The organism is Sorangium sp. So ce131 (genome assembly GCF_051519095.1).
Classification (GTDB): domain Bacteria; phylum Myxococcota_A; class Polyangia; order Polyangiales; family Polyangiaceae; genus Sorangium.
This window is the reverse complement of the sequence record NZ_CP150455.1, coordinates 8287835-8304740: the sequence shown is the minus strand read 5'-3', so window position 1 is coordinate 8304740 and position 16906 is coordinate 8287835. Positions and strand designations below refer to the sequence as shown.

Genomic DNA, 16906 nt, shown 5'->3' with positions numbered 1-16906 from the left:
ACGCAAGATGACGCCGACCGCCGCGGCGCGCGTCACTCCCGGCCGGGATAACACACCCGTCGAAACGGCCAGGCGCTCGACAACCATTCGCGCACCGCCGAGTACAGGTGCTCGTCCAGCCCCGAGGCGAGCTCGCTCTGGCGCACCCAGAGGAGGACCTCCGCCTCGCAGCCCGGGACCTCGGTCGGCTCGATGTAGACGCAGCCGAGGCACGTGCGCTCGTCGAGCGACAGCACCGTGTAGGTGAACGCCGCGCCGATCGCGTGGTTCTTCTGGTGCCAGCCGAGATCGATGAGGTTCTGCTCCAGGGTCAAGCCGCGCGGCCATTCGCCGAACATCCCGAGCCCGGCCAGGTGCTCGACGCTCGTCATGACGGCGTCGTAGTCGCGGACCACGTCGTGGACCGTGAGCGGACGCAGGCGGAGCCTGCTCGTCTCGAGGGTCGTAGGGGCGATGAAACCTTCCGGTGCGAGGCGCTTCCACATGGTCTTGCTCTCCGTCTGTCAGCGACAGATACCCCAGGCGGCGCGCGGTCAGCCAGCGCTGCGCAGGCGCGCGGCCTGCCGGAGCCCGGACCGCCTCCGCCCGGCGGAGATCCGGCCGCCCGCACTGGACTCAGACGTGGAGATCCGACGGCGAGCGACGCAGGCCGAGGCGGGGCGGTGGCGCTCGTCGACGGCGGGCCCTCCGCGAGGTGCGCGCCGGCCGTGAGACGGCTCGGTTCCACCCCCGTGCACCTCTTGGAATTGCTGGCAGCCGGAATGTAGTATGAATCCATGAAGCATCTTCTCTGCGTGGTGGCGATCGCAGCGCTGAGTCATTCGCTCGTGGCGTGCCGCATGGGCCTGGCCCCTCCGTCCGAGTGGGCGGACGGCGGCGCCCCCATGCAGATTCCTGACGCGATGTGGGAGATCAGCAAGGAAGATCGGATTGTGATCTACTCGAACGGAATGGTGTCATGGAACGGCAGGCACGTGCTCACCGTGGATCACCGGGGCCGTGTGTCTGCGGAGCTGCTTCCCGGTGAGCAGTGGCCGTTCCAATATGGATCCACCGAGTCGGCTGCTCGCGATGCCTCCGATATCCAGACGAAGCCCTACGCGCTGATGATGCCCGACGGGCGGCTCATCGGCCCGAACGACAGCCTGTGGGGCGTCATCGAGGTCTCCAAGGCGTGGCTGAAGGAGGATGCGAGCGTCTGGATCAGCATCGGCCCCTCGGGGGAGGTCGCGTACTACGACGGCGAGGACGAGGAGGAGGCGCCGGTGTTCGCCGGGACCTGGCGTGGCTGCGGCGTAACCCCGTGGACGCAGTGGACCTGCACGCTGGTGACCTACCTCTTTCGTGTGTCCAACAAGCTCGCATCGAACAGCATGCGGGCTCGCGGGAATATGGACGCCCTGAAGCACGGCAGGTAGCGCCGAGCTCCAGCAGGTGGCGAACCTTTCGCGTGATCCAGGCTCCCCTGCGGCCCGGGCGTCTCACCTCACGGGCCCGCGTCCTTGCAGCAGCGAAACCCGATCTCGTAGAACCGGAACATCGGCCCGTGCGACTCGTTCGTCCCGCGGCACCCGGCCCACGGCTTGGACCAGTATCCCCCCTTCAGCGACGACCGGTGCGGCCACTCGGGCCGCGACGTGGCCACCCACTCTTCCACGTTGCCGACGAGGTCCATCACGCCGTACGGGCTCACGCACGCGGGATACGACCCCGACGGCTCTCCCTGCCAGAGCCGCTGCGTCTCGGCCGCCCGCACCGCCGGGTCGTCCGACGCGAGCCGCCGCTCGCTGATGCCCCGGTACGGCTTGCCCACGTTGCACGCGGCTGCGTCCTGCGCGTAGCCGTACGGGAACGGGAGCGCGGACGGCCCCTCGCACGCGAGCTCCCACTCGAACTCGGTGCAGAGGCGCTTGCCGGCGGCCGCGCACTCCTTCTCGGCCTCGACGAAGCGCAGCATCACGACCGGCAGCGCGCCGGCGCGGTTCGGCCACTCGTAGCGGTCCATGCAGGTGCGCACCGGCGTCGCGCGCGGCTCGGCGGCGAACAGCCCGGGGAAGAAGCGGTAGCAATGGCCGCCCTGGTAGCTCGTGCAGATCCGCTGGACGTTCTCGTGGTGCGTGCCCTCGACGAGCACCATGTCGGGCGGGCAGACCGCCGCGGCCTTCGGGGCGGGCGGCGGGGCGGGCAGCGCGCCGGCCTGGGCGAGCAGCTGGGCGAGCAGGACGTCGAAGAGCACGCGATCTCGCGGCTCTCTATCCCAACGCGGCGCGCGCCGCACGCGCAGCTTTGCGTCTCCCCGCGCGCTCGCGCTCCCGCGCTCATCGGGGTAGTCTCGCGGCCATGAACAGGACGCTGCTTAGGATGTGCCTACCTTCGCTGGCCGCGCTCGCCTGGGCGGGCGCCTGCGGCGGCAACGTCGTCGTCGACGGCTTCTCTAGCGGCGCGGACGGCGCCGGGGCGGGCACCCCCGACGCGACCAGCACCAGCGCGACGGCCTCGGGCTCGACCGGGGAGGGCGGGGGCGACGTCGGCGCGCGGTGTAAGGTCTACTGCGGCCTCTTCGAGGAGACATGCGGGTATGGAGGCGACGAGTGCCGCGCGCTCTGTGACTGGCTGTTGGTCCAGGCGCCGGAGTGCAACGACCTGCTCTTGCCGTTCCTGAACTGCGCGACGGACAGCGTGAACGCGAACCAGTGCGGCGACATCCGCCCGTCCGGGTGCGACGCGGATCTGCAGCCCTGGGCGCAGTGTGGACCCGGGCTCCGCTGCCGGCAGGGCGAGTGCTCCGGCAGCGGCGGCGACGGGCGCCCCTGACGGGACAGGGGAGCACGTTCGCCATGGAAGACCGGCAAGGCGGCGCAGCGGCAGGGGGCGCGCTCGCCGAGGAGGTCGCGGGCTGGGTGGGGGCGCGGATCGACGCGGCGCACGCGAACCCCGCGACGGGGCTCGTCGCGCTCGCGGTGTACGCCGGGGCGCGGCGCGTGCTCGGCGCCGGCATCGGGCCGCGCGTCGCGGGCGTCGGGGTGCTGCCGCGGCTGCCTCGGCTCCGCGCCGCCGCGGCGCACCCGCTCGTGGCCGCGATGCGGGCGCACCTCGTGGGCCGCCGCGTGCTGGCGATCGAGGTGCGGAGCGACGGCCTCGCGGTGGTGGCCGGCGATCTGCCCCGGGACGAAGGCGAGGACGAGGGCGAGATCGGGGAGACGAGCGCGGCCGAGGCGGGGAAGGGGCGCGCGGTGGAAGGGGAGGGGGGCGCGCCGGCGCAGGCGGAGCGTGCGCCGGCGGGGCAGGGGCGCGCGGCGGCCGCCCGGCTGGAGCTCGCGCCGGGGCGCCGCGGCGAGGCGCGGCTGCTCGACGGCGCGGGCAACCTCATCGTCCGCTGGCCGCCGCAGGGCGGGGCGCCGCCCGCGGAGGTCGTCTACGCGGCGGACCCGCTGGCCGCCGGCGCGGCGCTGGTCGAGGCGAGCGACGACGCCGCGGCCGGGCAGGAGAAGGCGGCGCTCGCGCGCGCGGTCAAGGCGCGGCGCGCGGCGCTCGAGCGCAGGGCCGAGGCGGTGCGCGGCGATCTCGGTCGGCTGGGGAGCGTCGCCCGCCTGCAGAAGACCGGGCAGCTGCTGCTCGCGCAGGGCGCGCGTGTGCCGCGCGGCGCCGCGAAGGCGCTCCTCGACGACTGGGAGACCGGCGGCAAGCTCGAGGTCGCGCTCGACCCGGCGCGCCCCGCGAAGGCGCAGGCCGAGACCTTCTTCGCCAAGGCGCGGCGCTACCAGCGCGGCGAGGCCGTCATGCGCGCCCGCCTCGCCGAGACCGAGCGCGCCCTCCAGGCGATCGCCGCGCTCGAGGCGGACGTCGCGGCCGCAGCGCCGCGGCCGGAGGCGCTGGAGCCGCTCGCGAAGCGCGCGATCTCGCTCGGCGTGGCGCGCGCGGCGCTCGCCGACCTCGCGGCGCCGGGGGAGCCCGGCCCGGCCAGGACCCAGGGCCCCCGGGCGGGCCGGGAGGCGCCGCGGCGGCCCTTCCACGTGTACCGGAGCGCTTCCGGCGCCGCGATCCTCGTCGGCCGGGGCGCCGAGGACAACGACGCGCTCACGACCAAACACGCGCGGCCGCACGACCTGTGGCTGCACGCGAAAGGTGTCGTGGGAGCGCACGTCGTGGTGCCGCTCCCCAAGGGAGCGAGCTGCCCCGCCGACGTGCTCGTGGACGCGGCGACCCTGGCGGCGCACTTCAGCGACGCGCGCGGCGACGTGGTGTGCGAGGTGAGCTACGTGCAGCGCCGCTACGTGCGCAAGCCGCGCGGCGCGGCGCCGGGCGCGGTGACCTTCGAGCGCGAGAAGGTGATCGCCGTCCGCATCGAGGGAGATCGCCTGGCGCGGCTGCTCGCGACCAAGGAAGAGGGCTGACGCCGCCCTGGCGGCCGCCGCTCAGGCGGCGAACGCGGCCCGGACCTCTTCGTTCAGGCGCTCGAGCCGGCTCGCGGGGAGCTCCGCTGCCCGGGCGAGCGACTCGATGATCGCCCGCTCCGCGGCCGACAGGCCCTCGCTCGCGTGCGCCACGGCCAGCGCGACGATGACCCCTTCCTCCACCGCGTCGCAATCCATCAGGATCTCCGCGAGCAGGCGCACCCGGGGCTCGACGCCCGCCGCGGCGATCACCTTCAGGCTCGCCTCGATGAGATAACGGACGAGCTCCGCGTTGAGCTCGGTGCCGAGCATCGGCTCGATCAGCTGCCGCAGGGCGTCGACCTCCTCCGCGTCCACGTTGCCGTCGGCGTTCGCCACGAGCGCGCCGAGGTCGACGATCGGGGTCGGGTTGTACTCGTTCAGATCGAAACGGGCCCTGAGCAGGCCGGCGGCCTGCTGGACCAGCACCGGGGGCTTCATCGCGCCTCTGCCTCCACGCCGGCGATTCGCCTCATGACTTCCCCTCTCGCGGCGCGCGGCGCCGCACCGTATCGGCCTCGGGGAGGCCGAGGCAGAGCTGCGCCCGCAGCGCGCGCAGCCCGGCGAGGACCTCCGCGGACGCGGAGGAGGCCTCGGCCCTCTCGATGGCCGCGTCGAGCGTCGCGAGCCTGCCTGTCTGGAGCGCCTTGAGCGAGTACGTCATCTGCACGAACGTGTCGAACAGGTCGCCGAGCTCATCCCCTTTGCGCAGCCCTTCTCCGATGGTGAGCCGCGTCGTCCCGACCTGGCGGCAGAGGCGCTTCATCTGGTGCACCGGCCCCACGATGCGCTGGGTGATGAAGAGCCCGAGCACGCCGAGGGTGACGAGGACGATCGCGCCGCCGCCGAGCAGGATGTAGAGCAGGCGCCGCTGGTGTGACTCGACCTCGGCGCGCCCCGCCGCGACCTCGGCCAGCTTGCGCTCGTGCTCGCGCTTCGTCTGCGCGAGCTCCTCGTCGAGGGTGTTCGCGAGCTCGGACCCCTCGCCGCCGAGATCGGTGGCGCTCATCTTCAGGATGCGCGCGCTCTTCTCGGCCTCGTCGAGCGCGCGCTCCGCCTCGTGGGCCGCCCGCTGCGCCTGTTCGGTCGCGACGCCCGCCGTCTGCCAGATGACGAGTCCGAGCACCAGCATGACCGCGAGCACCACCGACACCAGGAGCCCCGTGTACTTGAGCTGGAACCGCGGGTTCAGGAGCAGCTTGCGGCGGGCAGTCGGGCGCTGCGTGGCGCGATCCTGGGCGGGAGAGGTCATGAAGTCTCGTCAGCGGGCGGGCGGATTCACCACATGCTCGGGAAGAGCTGGGCCGCGCCGTGCGACCCCCGGGAAACGCACTGCGGTTTCACTGGTACCGCATCCCCCGCGTGGGTCGCAAGGCCCAATCAGAGGTCGAACAGCGTTCCCTGGCGGCTCGGACGCCGGAAGGTCGAGCGGGCTTCTCCGTCGTTGCTTCCGTGGTTGCCTCCGCTGAGGCCGTTGCTTCCGTCCTTGCTCGCCTCGCTGCTTCCGTCGCCGCGCGCCTCGCTGCTTCCGTCGCCGCGCGCCTCGTCGCGCACGCGCGCGGCGTTCTCGTCGCGCACGCGCGGGGCGTTCTCGTCGCCTACGCGCGCGGCGTTCAGGCCGAGGCGCTGGCAGTGCACCTCGAAGAGGCGCTGGATCGCCGCCCAGCGCGGGCCCGCGCCCTGGAAGCGCGCCCCGAAGGCGGCCTCGTTCATCTTGCCGCCGCGCATCTCCTGGATGGCGCGGCGGACCTTGCCCGCGCGGTCAGGGAAGGCCTCCTCGAGGCGCTCGTCGAAGACCGGGAGCACCTCGCGCGGCAGGCGCAGCGGCATCATGAAGGCGCTGTCCGCGCCGGCGTCGCGGGCGCGCTCGAGCAGCTCCGGGATGTCGCTGTCGTTCAGCCCGGGGATCATGGGCGACAGGGAGATCCCGGTGGGCACGCCGGCGTCCGAGAGCGCGCGCATCGCCTCGAAGCGCAGCGACGAGCGGCTCGCGTAGGGCTCCATCTTGCGGGCCACCGCGTCGTCGGCGAACGGGATGCTGAAGTGGACGCGGGCGCGCGCGCGCCGCGCGAGCTCGCCGAGGAGCGCGGCGTCGCGGCGCACGAGCGCGCCCTTCGTGATGAGCCCGACGGGGTTCCGGAACGCGAGGCACACCTCGAGGCAGCGGCGGGTGAGCGCGTAGCTCGCCTCGACGGGCTGGTAGCAGTCGACGTTGCCGGAGAACACGATCGTGTCGCCCTGCCAGCTGCGGCGGTTGAGCTCCTTCTCGAGGAGCTCGGGCGCGTTCGTCTTGACCACGATCTTGCGGTCGAAGTCGGTCCCGGCGCCCCACCCGAGGTACTGGTGCGAGGGGCGGGCGTAGCAGTAGGCGCACGCGTGGATGCACCCGCGGTACGGGTTGACGCTGTACCGGAACGGCAGGTCGGGGCTGTCGTTCGCGGCGATGATGGAGCGGGCCTGCTCCTCGAAGATCTGCAGCGTCGCCGGGGGCGCCTCTTCGAGGTACTCCACCTGCGTCGACGACCACGGGTTCGGAGGGTTGTTGATGGGGCGCGGCATGGCGGTGCAGGCGTAGGGCGAGGGGCGAAGCGCGGGGCGCCGGCGGTGCGGGGGCCGGCGTGGAACCGGGGGGGGAGGAGTGTAGCGCGTCCTGGGCGGGGTGGGAGCGTTTGTTCAGTGGAGCCCGGTGGGCGCCGTCGTGACGGGCTGGGCGGCAGTGTCTTGCGGTGGTGGCCGCCGGCAGCCGCAACCTGGGAGGGCGGGCGCGACCTGGGGAGGGGTATGGCGGGCGCGACCTCTACGGCGGGCGCGACCTGGGAGAGGGAGAGGTAGGGCGGGCGCGACCTGGGAAGGGGTATGGCGGGCGCGACCTGGCAAGGGGCCCCGGGGGGAGCGGATTGACAGCCGAGGAGGGGCCTGCTGGCATGCGGGCGCTCAGGGAGCGACGTGAGGGACAAGATGGCCAATCCGAGACAGCCCGGGTTCGATCTCCGCAGCACGTACCTTCACCTCGCGGACGGGGGCGATGCGCTGCCGATCGAGGTCAGGCCGACGTTCTGGCAAGAGCTGATGTCCGGCGACTCGAAGGCCGCGGACATCCGGCGGATCACGGACGACGGAGGCTGGCTGGTGATTCGGTTTCCCCTGACCGAGGACACGCCGCAGTGGGAGATGCACCCGGCCGGGGACGAGATCCTGGTCCTCCTGTCCGGCGCGAGCGACGTCGTGCTGGAGGAGCAGGGCGGGGAGCGGGTCGTCGGACTGGTCGCCGGGGCGACGTGCAAGGTCCCGCAAGGCGCGTGGCACCGGATCATCGTCCGCGAGCCGGGGGACCTCCTGTCGATCACGTACGGCAAGGGGACGCAGCACCGGCCGCTGTAGCGGCGCTGGGCCTCAGCCTCGCCCGGCGAAGCGGCGGTGGTCGACCATCAGGCAGCGGTTCTGCACGACGGTGATGCCGGCCTCCACCAGGCGCTCCGCCACCTTGTCGTTGCGGATGCCGCTCTGGAGCCAGACGGCGCGCGGCCGGGCGGCGAGCAGGTCGTCGAGGTGCCCGGTGACGTCCTGGCCGCGCCGGAAGACGTCGACGATGTCGACCGGGCTCGGGACATCAGCCACCCGGCGGTAGACCTGCTGGCCGAGGATGACCTTGACCTCGGGGTAATAGACAGGGACGGGGATCACCTCCAGGCCCGCGCTCTGCAGGTAGCTCGGGACGTAGAAGGCGGGCTGATCCGCCTGCGCCTCGGTCTTGATGCCGAGCACGGCCACGCGCCGCGCCGAGCGGACCAGCTCCGCCACCCGAGCCTCGTCGTGGCTGATATCGCGAACGTCGTTCATGGGGGGAGTGTACGCTGTTCAGGCCAGCGCGGCACCCCGGCGTCGGTCCGGGGGAGCGACGCGAGCGCCGCGGGGCCGCCGCGCGCCGCGCGCCAACCGCCGCTTCGACGTCAGGACAGATCGCCCGCGCCGTCGTCTTCTGTCTCTGCTGCGTCTGGCGCGGGGGCGAGGCTCGATGTGTCCTCCTCTTGCTCCTGAGCGGCTTCCGCTTCCTCCCGAGGAGCTTCTCCGGGATTGCCGCTCACGTACCTTTTCCCTGCGCGACCGGAGGCGCGGAGCACGGGGCCGCGGATGGTCTCGATATCGCGCGCGGGGGCGCGGGACATCTCGAGGTTGGAGAGCACGAGCGACACGATCTTGAACCACTGGCTGCGGGCGGACTGGATGGTGGTCCTGGTGGGGGGCGTGGTGGTCTCGTCGGCCTCGAGCTCGGCGCGGGCGCGCTCGATCGTATGGAGCTCGCGGCCCGTGCCGAGCCAGCGCTTCACGATATCGAGCAGCGTGGCTTTGCCGCGGGCGGGGATACCCTTGAGGAAGTCGGCGAGGCCGGCCTCGTCCTCGAGGAGGCGGGCGATGCGCGCGGTGTTGCCCGCCTCGGCGAGCGGCGAGGCGTTGAGGATGGAGAGGCCGCTCGGGAAGAGCTGCTTCTGGACGGCGTCGCACCGGGCGGCGCGCTCGGCGTCGGCCGGGTCCTCGGCGAGGCAGAGCTCGCGGTGCGCATCGATACAGTACGAGACGGCCCGGGCGAGGTGATCGTGGCGCCGGTCGACGTCGTTGCTCTTGTCGACGAGCGCGCGCATCTTCGAGGACGCGCCGCCGCCGCCGCTCGGCTGGACCGCGAGCACGGTCTCGTGAGCCTCGACGACCCTCGGGTGGAGCGCCGCGATCTCGGGGATCGAGAGGAAGAGCTTGCGCTGCTTCGGGTCCTCGACCCACGGCGTGAGGAGCGCGACCATCTCGTCGAGGTTCAGATGCTTCAGCATGAGAGACACCTCCTGAAGGGGGCTGTTGCGGACAGCGCTTGACGGGAGCGCTGCAGAGGAAGGGGCAAAGGAAGTCCTGGGGGGCTGTGCGTCAAGGTGAGGGGTGGGTGGGGATCGTGCTGTGGGGGGAGGGGTAATCGTGCTGTGGAGGAATCGTGCTGTGGGGGGAGCGTGGTGGGGCGAGGGCGTGCTGTGCGCGGATGGGGAAGAGTCTCTGGAGGGCACGTTGGGCGACGTGGGGATGTGCCGCGCGGAACTCGGAGGGGGGCGAGGAGAGGTCGCGATGTGGCGGAGCGGGCTTCGAAGGGGATGCGGGTCGATCTGGGCTCGAGATGGCGGGGTCCAAGGGGGGTGTGGAGAGGTCGCGATGTGGAGGAGGGGCCTTCGGAGAGGGGGCGGGCAGATTGGGGACCCGAACGGGTGGGCTCGGAAGGTGCGCGGCGAGGTCGCGATGTGGAGGAGGGGGCTTCGGAAGGGGTGCGGGTCGATCTGGGACCGCATGGAGAGGGCTTCGGAGGGGCTGCGGGTCGATCTGGGACCGAAGAAGAGGGCCTCGGGGGGGTGCGGGTCGATCCGGGAGCGGAGCGGACGGTCTGTCGATCGGCGGTGTGACGACGACCCGGCTCCTGGCGCACGAGCAAGCGCGCAACGCTCTTCCGCCGGCCCTACGTGGAGGCGAGCGCTTTCCGGCAGGTCTGCACCGTGCTGCGCCGCGCGCCGGGTGCACCAGCCCTGGCAGCCGAGACACCGCCGGAGGAGGCGCCTGTCCTCAGCGCGCCGCCGGGTCCGCCAGCCACGCGGCCAGCGCGTCCGCGGCCAGCTCCAGCCGGACGTCATCGAGGCGATCCAGGCCGAGGCGATCGAACCGTTCGGCCAGCACGGAGCGCTCGGCCTCGGCGAGCGGTCGGCCGAGCTTCTTCTCGAACTGCCTCGCCAGCGCCTCGAGTTGCCCCTCCTTGCGGCCCTCGTCCCGGAGCGACTGCTTGAGCTGCTCGAACCACCGCTGAACTTCCGTCACGATCTCCTCCTCTTCCGCATCCTCGGCCACGCGCGCCGAGGGCTCCGCCGGCATCTCGAAGCGCAAGCGTACCAGCCAGGGCAGGGCGATGCCCCTCTCCCAGGCGTCCTCGGGCAGGGCGGCGAGCTCCCGGATGGCGTCGCGGAGCACGGCGCGGGCGCCGAGCAGCCGCAGGAGCAGCGTCTCGCGGGTGCGCGGCAGCTCGGCGATGACGACGACGTCGACGCGCCAGCCCGGCGCGGCGCGGTACAGGCCGGGACGCCCGGGGACCGGCCCGAAGCCGAACGCGTCGAGCACTGTTCCGGGGCGGCCGCTGCTGAGGATGCACAGCCGCGGGAACGGCGCCTCGCCGCCGGCGCGACGCTCGAGCTCATGATGCCAGTGGAGCTGCTTCCGGACACAACCGCGCAGCTCGCCCGGGCCCGGGGTGTCGTGGAAAGGCTCGAACTGACACGGGTCGGCCGCGAGCTCGCCAAGCAGGCCCAGCTCGGCGAGCGACGCTGCACGGGCAGGATCGGGAACGTACCAGACATCCATCGTCTGGGAAGCGGCAATGACCTCGACCCCAGTGTCGGCGGCGCCGACGCGCGCGAGGGTGTCGCGCAAGACGTTCTTGCCGAAGGCGTCGAATCTGCTGCGCATGACTCGGCAGCAACCATGGGCGGTCGCGCGCGCATCGGCAAGCGAATTGTGGCGCGACACGCGGGCTTGCGCGACGTGCGCCACGGATCCTCCGGTGCGCCAAGGTGCAGGAGCACCCATTACGCATACCGCATCGATGTCGTGCTTATATCGTATCGCCGCGCTGCCTGACGGCGCATGCCGCCGGCGCCGCGCACGCCGGGATATGGCGATGGCAGCGTTTCCCTCGGCCTCATCGGCGGTCTGCTCGGCGAGATCAGCCTGGGCGCCCGGCTCGATGTCGCGGCCGGCGCGAGATCACGCGTGACCCCGACGCGGTGCGCTGGTTCCCCATCGGCCTGGGCTTCGGCAGCACGTTCGACTGAGATCGGAGCCAGTGTCGGGCGGTGGGGCGGCGCAGGAGAACGGCCAGGCCGGCGATCGTGACGTCGCCAGTCGAGGCTACGCCGCGAGCCGGTTGCGCCATCGGAGACATCGCCGGAAAGAGGACATGCCTGTCCTCAGCGTGCCGCGGGATCCGCCAGCCACGCGGCCAGCGCGTCCGCGGACAGCTCCAGCCGGACGTCGTCGAGGCGATCCAGGCCGAGGCGATCGAACCGTTCGGCCAGCACGGAGCGCTCGGTCTCGGCGAGCGGTCGGCCGAGCTTCTTCTCGAACTGCCTCGCCAGCGCCTCGATCTGCCCCTCCTTGCGGCCCTCCTTGCGGCCCTCCATGCGGCCCGCCTCGAGCGCCTCGTCCTGGAGCGACTGCTTGAGCTGCTCGAACCACCGCTGAACTTCCGTCACGATCTCCTCCTCTTCCGCATCCTCGGCCGCGCGCGCCGAGGGCTCCGCCGGCATCTCGAAGCGCAAGCGTACCAGCCAGGGCAGGGCGATGCCCCTCTCCCAGGCGTCCTCGGGCAGGGCGGCGAGCTCCCGGATGGCGTCGCGGAGCACGGCGCGGGCGCCGAGCAGCCGCAGGAGCAACGTCTCGCGGGTGCGCGGCAGCTCGGCGATGACGACGACGTCGACGCGCCAGCCCGGCGCGGCGCGGTACAGGCCGGGGCGCCCGGGGACCGGACCGAAGCCGAACGCGTCGAGCACTGTTCCGGGGCGGCCGCTGCTGAGGATGCACAGCCGCGGGAACGGCGCCTCGCCGCCGGCGCGGCGCTCGAGCTCATGATGCCAGTGGAGCTGCTTCCGGACACAACCACGCAGCTCACCCGGGCCCGGGGTGTCGTGGAAAGGCTCGAACTGACACGGGTCGGCCGCGAGCTCGCCAAGCAGGCCCAGCTCGGCGAGCGACGCTGCACGGGCAGGATCGGGAACGTACCAGACATCCATCGTCTGGGAAGCGGCAATGACCTCGACCCCAGTGTCGGCAGCGCCGACGCGCGCGAGGGTGTCGCGCAAGACGTTCTTGCCGAAGGCGTCGAATCTGCTGCGCATGACTCGGCAGCAACCATGGGCGGTCGCGCGCGCATCGGCAAGCGAATTGTGGCGCCATGCGCGGAAATGCTCGGTTCGCGCGGCAGCTCAGGCGCGCTGAAGTGCAGAAACAACCTTATTACGCACACCGCATCGATCTCGTGCCGATATCGTATCAACAGCCGCCGACGCTGCCAGCCGACACCTGCCGCAGGGCCTCGGCGGCCGTCACGCGACGCGACGTGGGCCCTCCGAGGGCGGCCGCACCCTCACGCCAGCGGCACCTCGCGCAGGCCCACGCCACGCACCTTCGTCCGGCCGATCACCTCGACTGTCGCGCTCCCATCGAGGGCCGGCGGGCGCGTGCGCCTCGGCGGTGATCGCCAAAATCAGCCCTCCGCCGGCTCCTGCCGCGCTCCCCGCCCGCCCGTTGTGGCAGACTCGGCCCGTGAACCTCGACCGGCTCTCCTCGCTCTGGGCCGACCTCTCCCGCGTTCCCGCGTCCTTGCCCGTCGCGCTGGCGGCGGCGCTCGCCGTCTTCGCGCTCGGAATCGTCGCCTACCGCCTGCTCTTCTCGCTGCTCGCCCGGCTGGCGCGGGTCACCGAGACCTCGCTCGACGACGTGCTCGTCCGCCGCATGCGGCTGCCGGCGCGGATGCTGGTCGCGCTGGTCTCCCTGCACACCTACGCGATCCTGCGCGGGGGCGAGCTGCCGACCCTGCAGAAGGGCGTGCTCATGGTCGAGCTCTCGCTCGCGGCGTACCTCGCGATCGAGATCACCGAGACGATGGTCATCGACTACTGGCTCGGCGAGCGCAGGCAGATCCAGTTTCCGGCGCTGGTCCGGCACCTCCTGCTCACGATCGTCTACCTGGTCGCCGGCCTCTCGATCGTCGGCGCGGTCACGGGGATCGACCTCGTGCCGGTGCTCGCGACCTCGACCGTGATCACCGTGGTCCTCGGCCTCGCGCTGCAGGACACGCTGGGCAACCTGTTCGCCGGGCTCGCCCTGCACTCGGAGCGACCGTTCAGCGTGGGCGACTGGATCCTCGTCGACGGGATCGAGGGGAAGGTGGTTTATGTGGGGTGGCGGTCGACGCGCCTCAGGACGTTCTCCGGGGACATCGTGATCCTGCCGAACTCGGTGATCGCCAAGGCGCGCGTGCAGAACTTCTGCGCGCCGGACCGGACGTGCGCGCGCAATATCGAGATGCTCGTCGCGCTCGCGGCGCCGCCCGAGGCCGTCGAGCGCGCGGCGCGCCGCGCCTGCGCGCAGGTGGACGGCGTGCTCCACGAGCCCGAGCCGAGGCTCTGGCTCGCGGCGGTCACGCCGCTCTTCCAGCGCTATGTCATCAAGTTCTGGATCGACGACTTCGAGCGCCACGACATCCTGGAGTCGGCGGTCATGAGGGCGTTCTTCATCGCGTGCCGCGAGGAGGGCGTCGCGCTCAGCCCCGCGGCCGCGCAGCCGGCGATCACCCTCGGCGCGCGCCCCGGAGATCCGGCGATGCAGGTCGAGGTGCTGCCGGCCATCGCGGCGGCGCCGGCCATCGCGGCGGCGCCCGCCCCCGCCGCGGCGCCGGCCCCCGCCGCCCGCAGCGCGATCGACGGGTGAGCGCCGCGCGCTTGACGCCCGGCGTTCACCGGCCGATCCCGGGGCGATGGTGGCCTCCTTCGATCCCTTTCCCGCGCTCGAAACGCAGCGCCTGCGCCTCCGGGCGATCACGCCGGGCGACGTGGAGAGCATCTTCCGCATCCAGTCCGACCCGGAGGTGACGCGTTACTTCGGCCGAGCGGGCGACCGCGCGCTCGCCGACTCGGAGCGGCGCGTCGCCGAGATAGAGAAAGGCGTCCGCGAGAACACCTCGATCCGCTGGGGCGTCGCGCTCCGCGAGGGCGGAGAGCTCATCGGGAGCGTAGGGTTCTGGCGATGGAACAAGCCCCATCGATGGGCGGAGATCGGGTATGACCTCCTGCCCGCGTTCTGGAATCAGGGAATCATGACCGAGGCGGTGAGGGCCGTCCTGTCCTTCGGCTTCGCGTCGATGGACCTCCACCGCGTCGAGGCGCAGCTCGATCCCGAGAACCGCGCCTCCGGGCGCCTCCTGGAGCGGCTCGGCTTCGCGCGCGAGGGGCTGCTCCGCGAAAACTGGTATTACGAAGGGAAGTTCACGGACACCGCGGTGTACGGGCTCCTCCGCCGCGACGCCGCCGGCGCCGCGGCCTGACCGAGCGCCGCGCGGAGACCCGACGCTCAGTCGTTCGGCGCAGGCTCCACCCAGTAAGCCCAGCTGCGGCCGAACCGCGACGGCTCGCCCACGAAGGCGCGCACGTTCCGCACCCTCCATATCGGCTCGAGGACGAGCGACCCCGGCCGCCACTCCACCCATTCGCCCTGCCTGACCTTGATGCCCTGGTCGGCAGGGTTCGCCACGTCGAAGAACTGGAGAGCGAACACCGACCCTTTCGCGGGATCCTCGGGATCGATCATGCAATCCGGGCTCACCGCCACCGCGAACGGCGAACCGGAGATCTCGTTGAGGACGCCGTCCGCCGCGGCGAGGAGCAGCGTCGGCGCCGTCCCTCCGGCGCTCATCCTGCCCTCCCACACCGGCACGTTCCTGATCTCGATCTGCGCGCCGCAGCCCTCTTCGTCCGCAGTGGCGCGCAGCGTGACATCGACGATCGTGCCGAGGGGCAGCCTCGGGACGAGGCCTGGCCCGCTCACGCGGACCGTCGTGACCTGCGCCATGCAGCCCACCATGCTGGGCGGGCATTCGTCGATGAAGAAGATATCGCCCTGCTGGAGGGCGACCGTGCCCCTCAGCCCGAACCCGTCGATCCCCGGGCCCAGCGCGGCCCCGGTGGGCAAGCAGCCGTGCAGCGAACCGTCGGGGAGCTGCAAGCGAATGTCGACCCGGTCGCTCGTCCCCGCGCACTCGCCCGCGGGCTCCTCCTCCGGGGGCGGCTGCACGGGGGGCTCCTCCTCGGGGGGCGGCTGCACGGGGGGCTCCTCGTCCGCGCGCGGCCCGTCCACGACGACGCTCCCGCCGCACCCCGCGGCCGACCCCGCCAGCCACAACACGCAGAGCCCCGCGCCGGACGTGATCCCTGCCGCCGCCGCGCCGTGCCCCCGCCTCGTTCGCTTCATCCGCTCGCTGGCCCCGTTCCCTGGTCCGACTCGCCCCACGCCACCATGACGGCGCTCGTGTTGTGGAACCCCTCCACGCTGCCGCCGAACTTCGCGATCTGCCCGTAACAGGCCATGCCGAACGTCGGGTGCGACGGGCTGTTCGGCGACTGGAGCGCGCGCACCTCCTCGCGGTAGCGATCGCCGAGCAGGCGGAGCCGCGACGCGCAGTCGAACACGAGCGACCCGGACACCGCCGGCAGCGGGCCGAGCACCTTCGTCGCCAGGCTCTTCGCCGCCTGCAGCAGCGAGTCGCTCGCCGCGTTCACCACCCGGACGACCTGCCCGCGCGCGAGGCCGCCGGTCAGCACCACCGCGCCGTCGCCGCGGATCGCGAGCGGCGACCGGATCTTCAGCGCCTCGCCGAACGGCGTCTTCGCGCCGAGCGCGTGCTTCGCCATCGTCTGGAGCAGCCCCTCGCCGCTCGACCGGAGTCCGAGCCGCGACAGCTCCTCCTCGTACACCCGCGCCGCCGGCTGCCCGTCGAGCGTCTTCAGCACGTTCCGCTCGATGTCCGTGATCGTGAAATCCCGGCCGCCCTCGGCGGCGCGGAACCCGTGGAGCACGTCGATGTTCACCCGGTGCCGGTGGCTGAGGCGCACGATGATCGCCGCGTCCGTGAGCGCCTTGCGGCCCAGGAACACCCGCGCCCCCTCGAACGTCCAGCCGTCGCCCGCCGTCCCGCCGAACACCCGCGTGTGCGGCGGCACGCTCTGCCGGAGCGCGGCGACCAGCTCGTCGCCGTCGCACGCGAACGCGTCCGCCAGCACCAGGATCGAGTTCGGCGCGCCGCTCCGCGGGCCGCCGCTCGAGGTGGCCTCGTCGATCTCCGAGAGCGCCGCGCGCACGCTCTTGCCGTGATCCGCGCGCAGCTCGCGCGCCGCCGCGCACCCCACCTCGACGTTCGCCCCGCCGAGGATGGCGCACGCCACCCCGCTCTTCGTGAAGCCGCGCTCCGTGAACGATGCCCCGCCCGTCGTCGCCCCGACCACGGGCACGCCCGTCGCGTCCTCGACCGCCGCGAGGTACTCCTCGTGCCGCGCCCCGCTGGGCAAGGCCACGATCGCCAGGCGCGCGGGCTCCTTCCACTCCGCGACCGTGCGCTCGACCTTCCGGCCGAGGAGCCACGCGTTCCCTTCAAAGGGTCCGAGGGTCATCATCTTCATGCGCCGAAGCTCCTGCCTGCCCAGCGCCGGAGCGCGAGGCTTCGAGTCCAGGCTATCCGCTGGCTGTGCGCCGCGGGACGTTGATACCACGCGCGCGGGACGCCGCTCTACCCCCCCTCGGCGGCTTCTGCCGAGCACGGCCGCTCGCGGATGTGCGGCGCGCGCCGCGGTCTGTCTCCGCGCTCCTCCTGCCGTCGCCGGCGCGCGCACCTCCGCGCCGGCGCAGAT

At 72.5% G+C, this 16906-nt stretch carries 17 protein-coding genes; 6 read left to right on the top strand and 11 right to left on the bottom strand.

Features of this window, described 5'->3' with window-relative positions; genetic code table 11:
- Positions 1-32: 32 nt before the first annotated feature.
- Positions 33-485: a GNAT family N-acetyltransferase gene (locus tag WMF43_RS30200; RefSeq protein WP_437669908.1), complete on the bottom strand. Its 453-nt coding sequence runs from the start codon at positions 483-485 to the stop codon at positions 33-35.
- A 291-nt stretch (positions 486-776) separates the two neighbouring features.
- Here WMF43_RS30200 and WMF43_RS30195 point away from each other — a divergent pair, with 291 nt between their 5' ends.
- The gene (locus WMF43_RS30195; protein ID WP_437669907.1) at positions 777-1418 is read left to right on the top strand and encodes a hypothetical protein; all 642 of its coding nucleotides are present in this window, start codon (positions 777-779) and stop codon (positions 1416-1418) included.
- Positions 1419-1486: 68 nt separating this feature from the next.
- On the opposite strand, the gene WMF43_RS30190 is transcribed toward WMF43_RS30195, so the two are convergent.
- Positions 1487-2236, bottom strand: coding sequence for a formylglycine-generating enzyme family protein (locus WMF43_RS30190; protein ID WP_437669905.1), 750 nt, complete (start codon positions 2234-2236; stop codon positions 1487-1489).
- A gap of 125 nt (positions 2237-2361) precedes the next feature.
- Here WMF43_RS30190 and WMF43_RS30185 point away from each other — a divergent pair, with 125 nt between their 5' ends.
- Positions 2362-2814 carry a hypothetical protein gene (locus WMF43_RS30185; RefSeq protein ID WP_437669903.1) on the top strand — a complete coding sequence of 151 codons (453 nt, stop codon included), beginning with the start codon at positions 2362-2364 and terminating at the stop codon, positions 2812-2814.
- Between the two features lie 23 nt (positions 2815-2837).
- A complete protein-coding gene (locus WMF43_RS30180; protein WP_437669901.1) occupies positions 2838-4394 on the top strand; it encodes an NFACT RNA binding domain-containing protein in 1557 nt (518 codons plus the stop codon).
- A gap of 21 nt (positions 4395-4415) precedes the next feature.
- On the opposite strand, the gene WMF43_RS30175 is transcribed toward WMF43_RS30180, so the two are convergent.
- The 3 genes from WMF43_RS30175 to WMF43_RS30165 form a co-directional block, all read right to left on the bottom strand.
- A complete protein-coding gene (locus tag WMF43_RS30175; protein ID WP_104983451.1) occupies positions 4416-4874 on the bottom strand; it encodes a TerB family tellurite resistance protein in 459 nt (152 codons plus the stop codon).
- Between the two features lie 31 nt (positions 4875-4905).
- The gene (locus WMF43_RS30170; protein ID WP_437669899.1) at positions 4906-5685 is read right to left on the bottom strand and encodes a HAMP domain-containing protein; all 780 of its coding nucleotides are present in this window, start codon (positions 5683-5685) and stop codon (positions 4906-4908) included.
- A gap of 128 nt (positions 5686-5813) precedes the next feature.
- Positions 5814-6992, bottom strand: a complete 1179-nt coding sequence (locus tag WMF43_RS30165; RefSeq protein WP_437669897.1) for a PA0069 family radical SAM protein — start codon at positions 6990-6992, stop codon at positions 5814-5816.
- 399 nt (positions 6993-7391) lie between these two features.
- On the opposite strand from WMF43_RS30165, the gene WMF43_RS30160 reads away from it, so the two are divergent.
- Positions 7392-7814 (top strand): cupin domain-containing protein, encoded by a 423-nt coding sequence (locus tag WMF43_RS30160; protein ID WP_437669895.1) that lies wholly within the window; start codon positions 7392-7394, stop codon positions 7812-7814.
- 12 nt (positions 7815-7826) lie between these two features.
- Here WMF43_RS30160 and WMF43_RS30155 read toward each other — a convergent pair whose 3' ends face one another.
- The 4 genes from WMF43_RS30155 to WMF43_RS30140 form a co-directional block, all read right to left on the bottom strand.
- Entirely contained in the window at positions 7827-8273 is a 447-nt protein-coding gene (locus WMF43_RS30155) for a CoA-binding protein (RefSeq protein ID WP_437669893.1), read from the bottom strand.
- A gap of 110 nt (positions 8274-8383) precedes the next feature.
- Positions 8384-9256 carry a hypothetical protein gene (locus WMF43_RS30150; RefSeq protein WP_437669891.1) on the bottom strand — a complete coding sequence of 291 codons (873 nt, stop codon included), beginning with the start codon at positions 9254-9256 and terminating at the stop codon, positions 8384-8386.
- A 769-nt stretch (positions 9257-10025) separates the two neighbouring features.
- Positions 10026-10916 (bottom strand): hypothetical protein, encoded by an 891-nt coding sequence (locus tag WMF43_RS30145; protein WP_437669890.1) that lies wholly within the window; start codon positions 10914-10916, stop codon positions 10026-10028.
- Between the two features lie 500 nt (positions 10917-11416).
- A complete protein-coding gene (locus WMF43_RS30140) occupies positions 11417-12343 on the bottom strand; it encodes a hypothetical protein (protein ID WP_437669888.1) in 927 nt (308 codons plus the stop codon).
- Between the two features lie 427 nt (positions 12344-12770).
- On the opposite strand from WMF43_RS30140, the gene WMF43_RS30135 reads away from it, so the two are divergent.
- Both WMF43_RS30135 and WMF43_RS30130 read left to right on the top strand, forming a co-directional pair.
- A complete protein-coding gene (locus WMF43_RS30135; RefSeq protein WP_437669886.1) occupies positions 12771-13937 on the top strand; it encodes a mechanosensitive ion channel family protein in 1167 nt (388 codons plus the stop codon).
- A 46-nt stretch (positions 13938-13983) separates the two neighbouring features.
- Positions 13984-14550, top strand: coding sequence for a GNAT family N-acetyltransferase (locus tag WMF43_RS30130; RefSeq protein ID WP_437669884.1), 567 nt, complete (start codon positions 13984-13986; stop codon positions 14548-14550).
- A 26-nt stretch (positions 14551-14576) separates the two neighbouring features.
- On the opposite strand, the gene WMF43_RS30125 is transcribed toward WMF43_RS30130, so the two are convergent.
- Both WMF43_RS30125 and WMF43_RS30120 read right to left on the bottom strand, forming a co-directional pair.
- Entirely contained in the window at positions 14577-15473 is an 897-nt protein-coding gene (locus WMF43_RS30125; protein ID WP_437669882.1) for a hypothetical protein, read from the bottom strand.
- On the bottom strand, positions 15470-16678 hold the full coding sequence (locus WMF43_RS30120) for an FIST signal transduction protein (RefSeq protein ID WP_437669880.1): 1209 nt from the start codon (positions 16676-16678) through the stop codon (positions 15470-15472). The genes WMF43_RS30125 and WMF43_RS30120 overlap by 4 nt, the downstream gene beginning before the upstream one ends.
- Between the last annotated feature and the right edge of the window lie 228 nt (positions 16679-16906).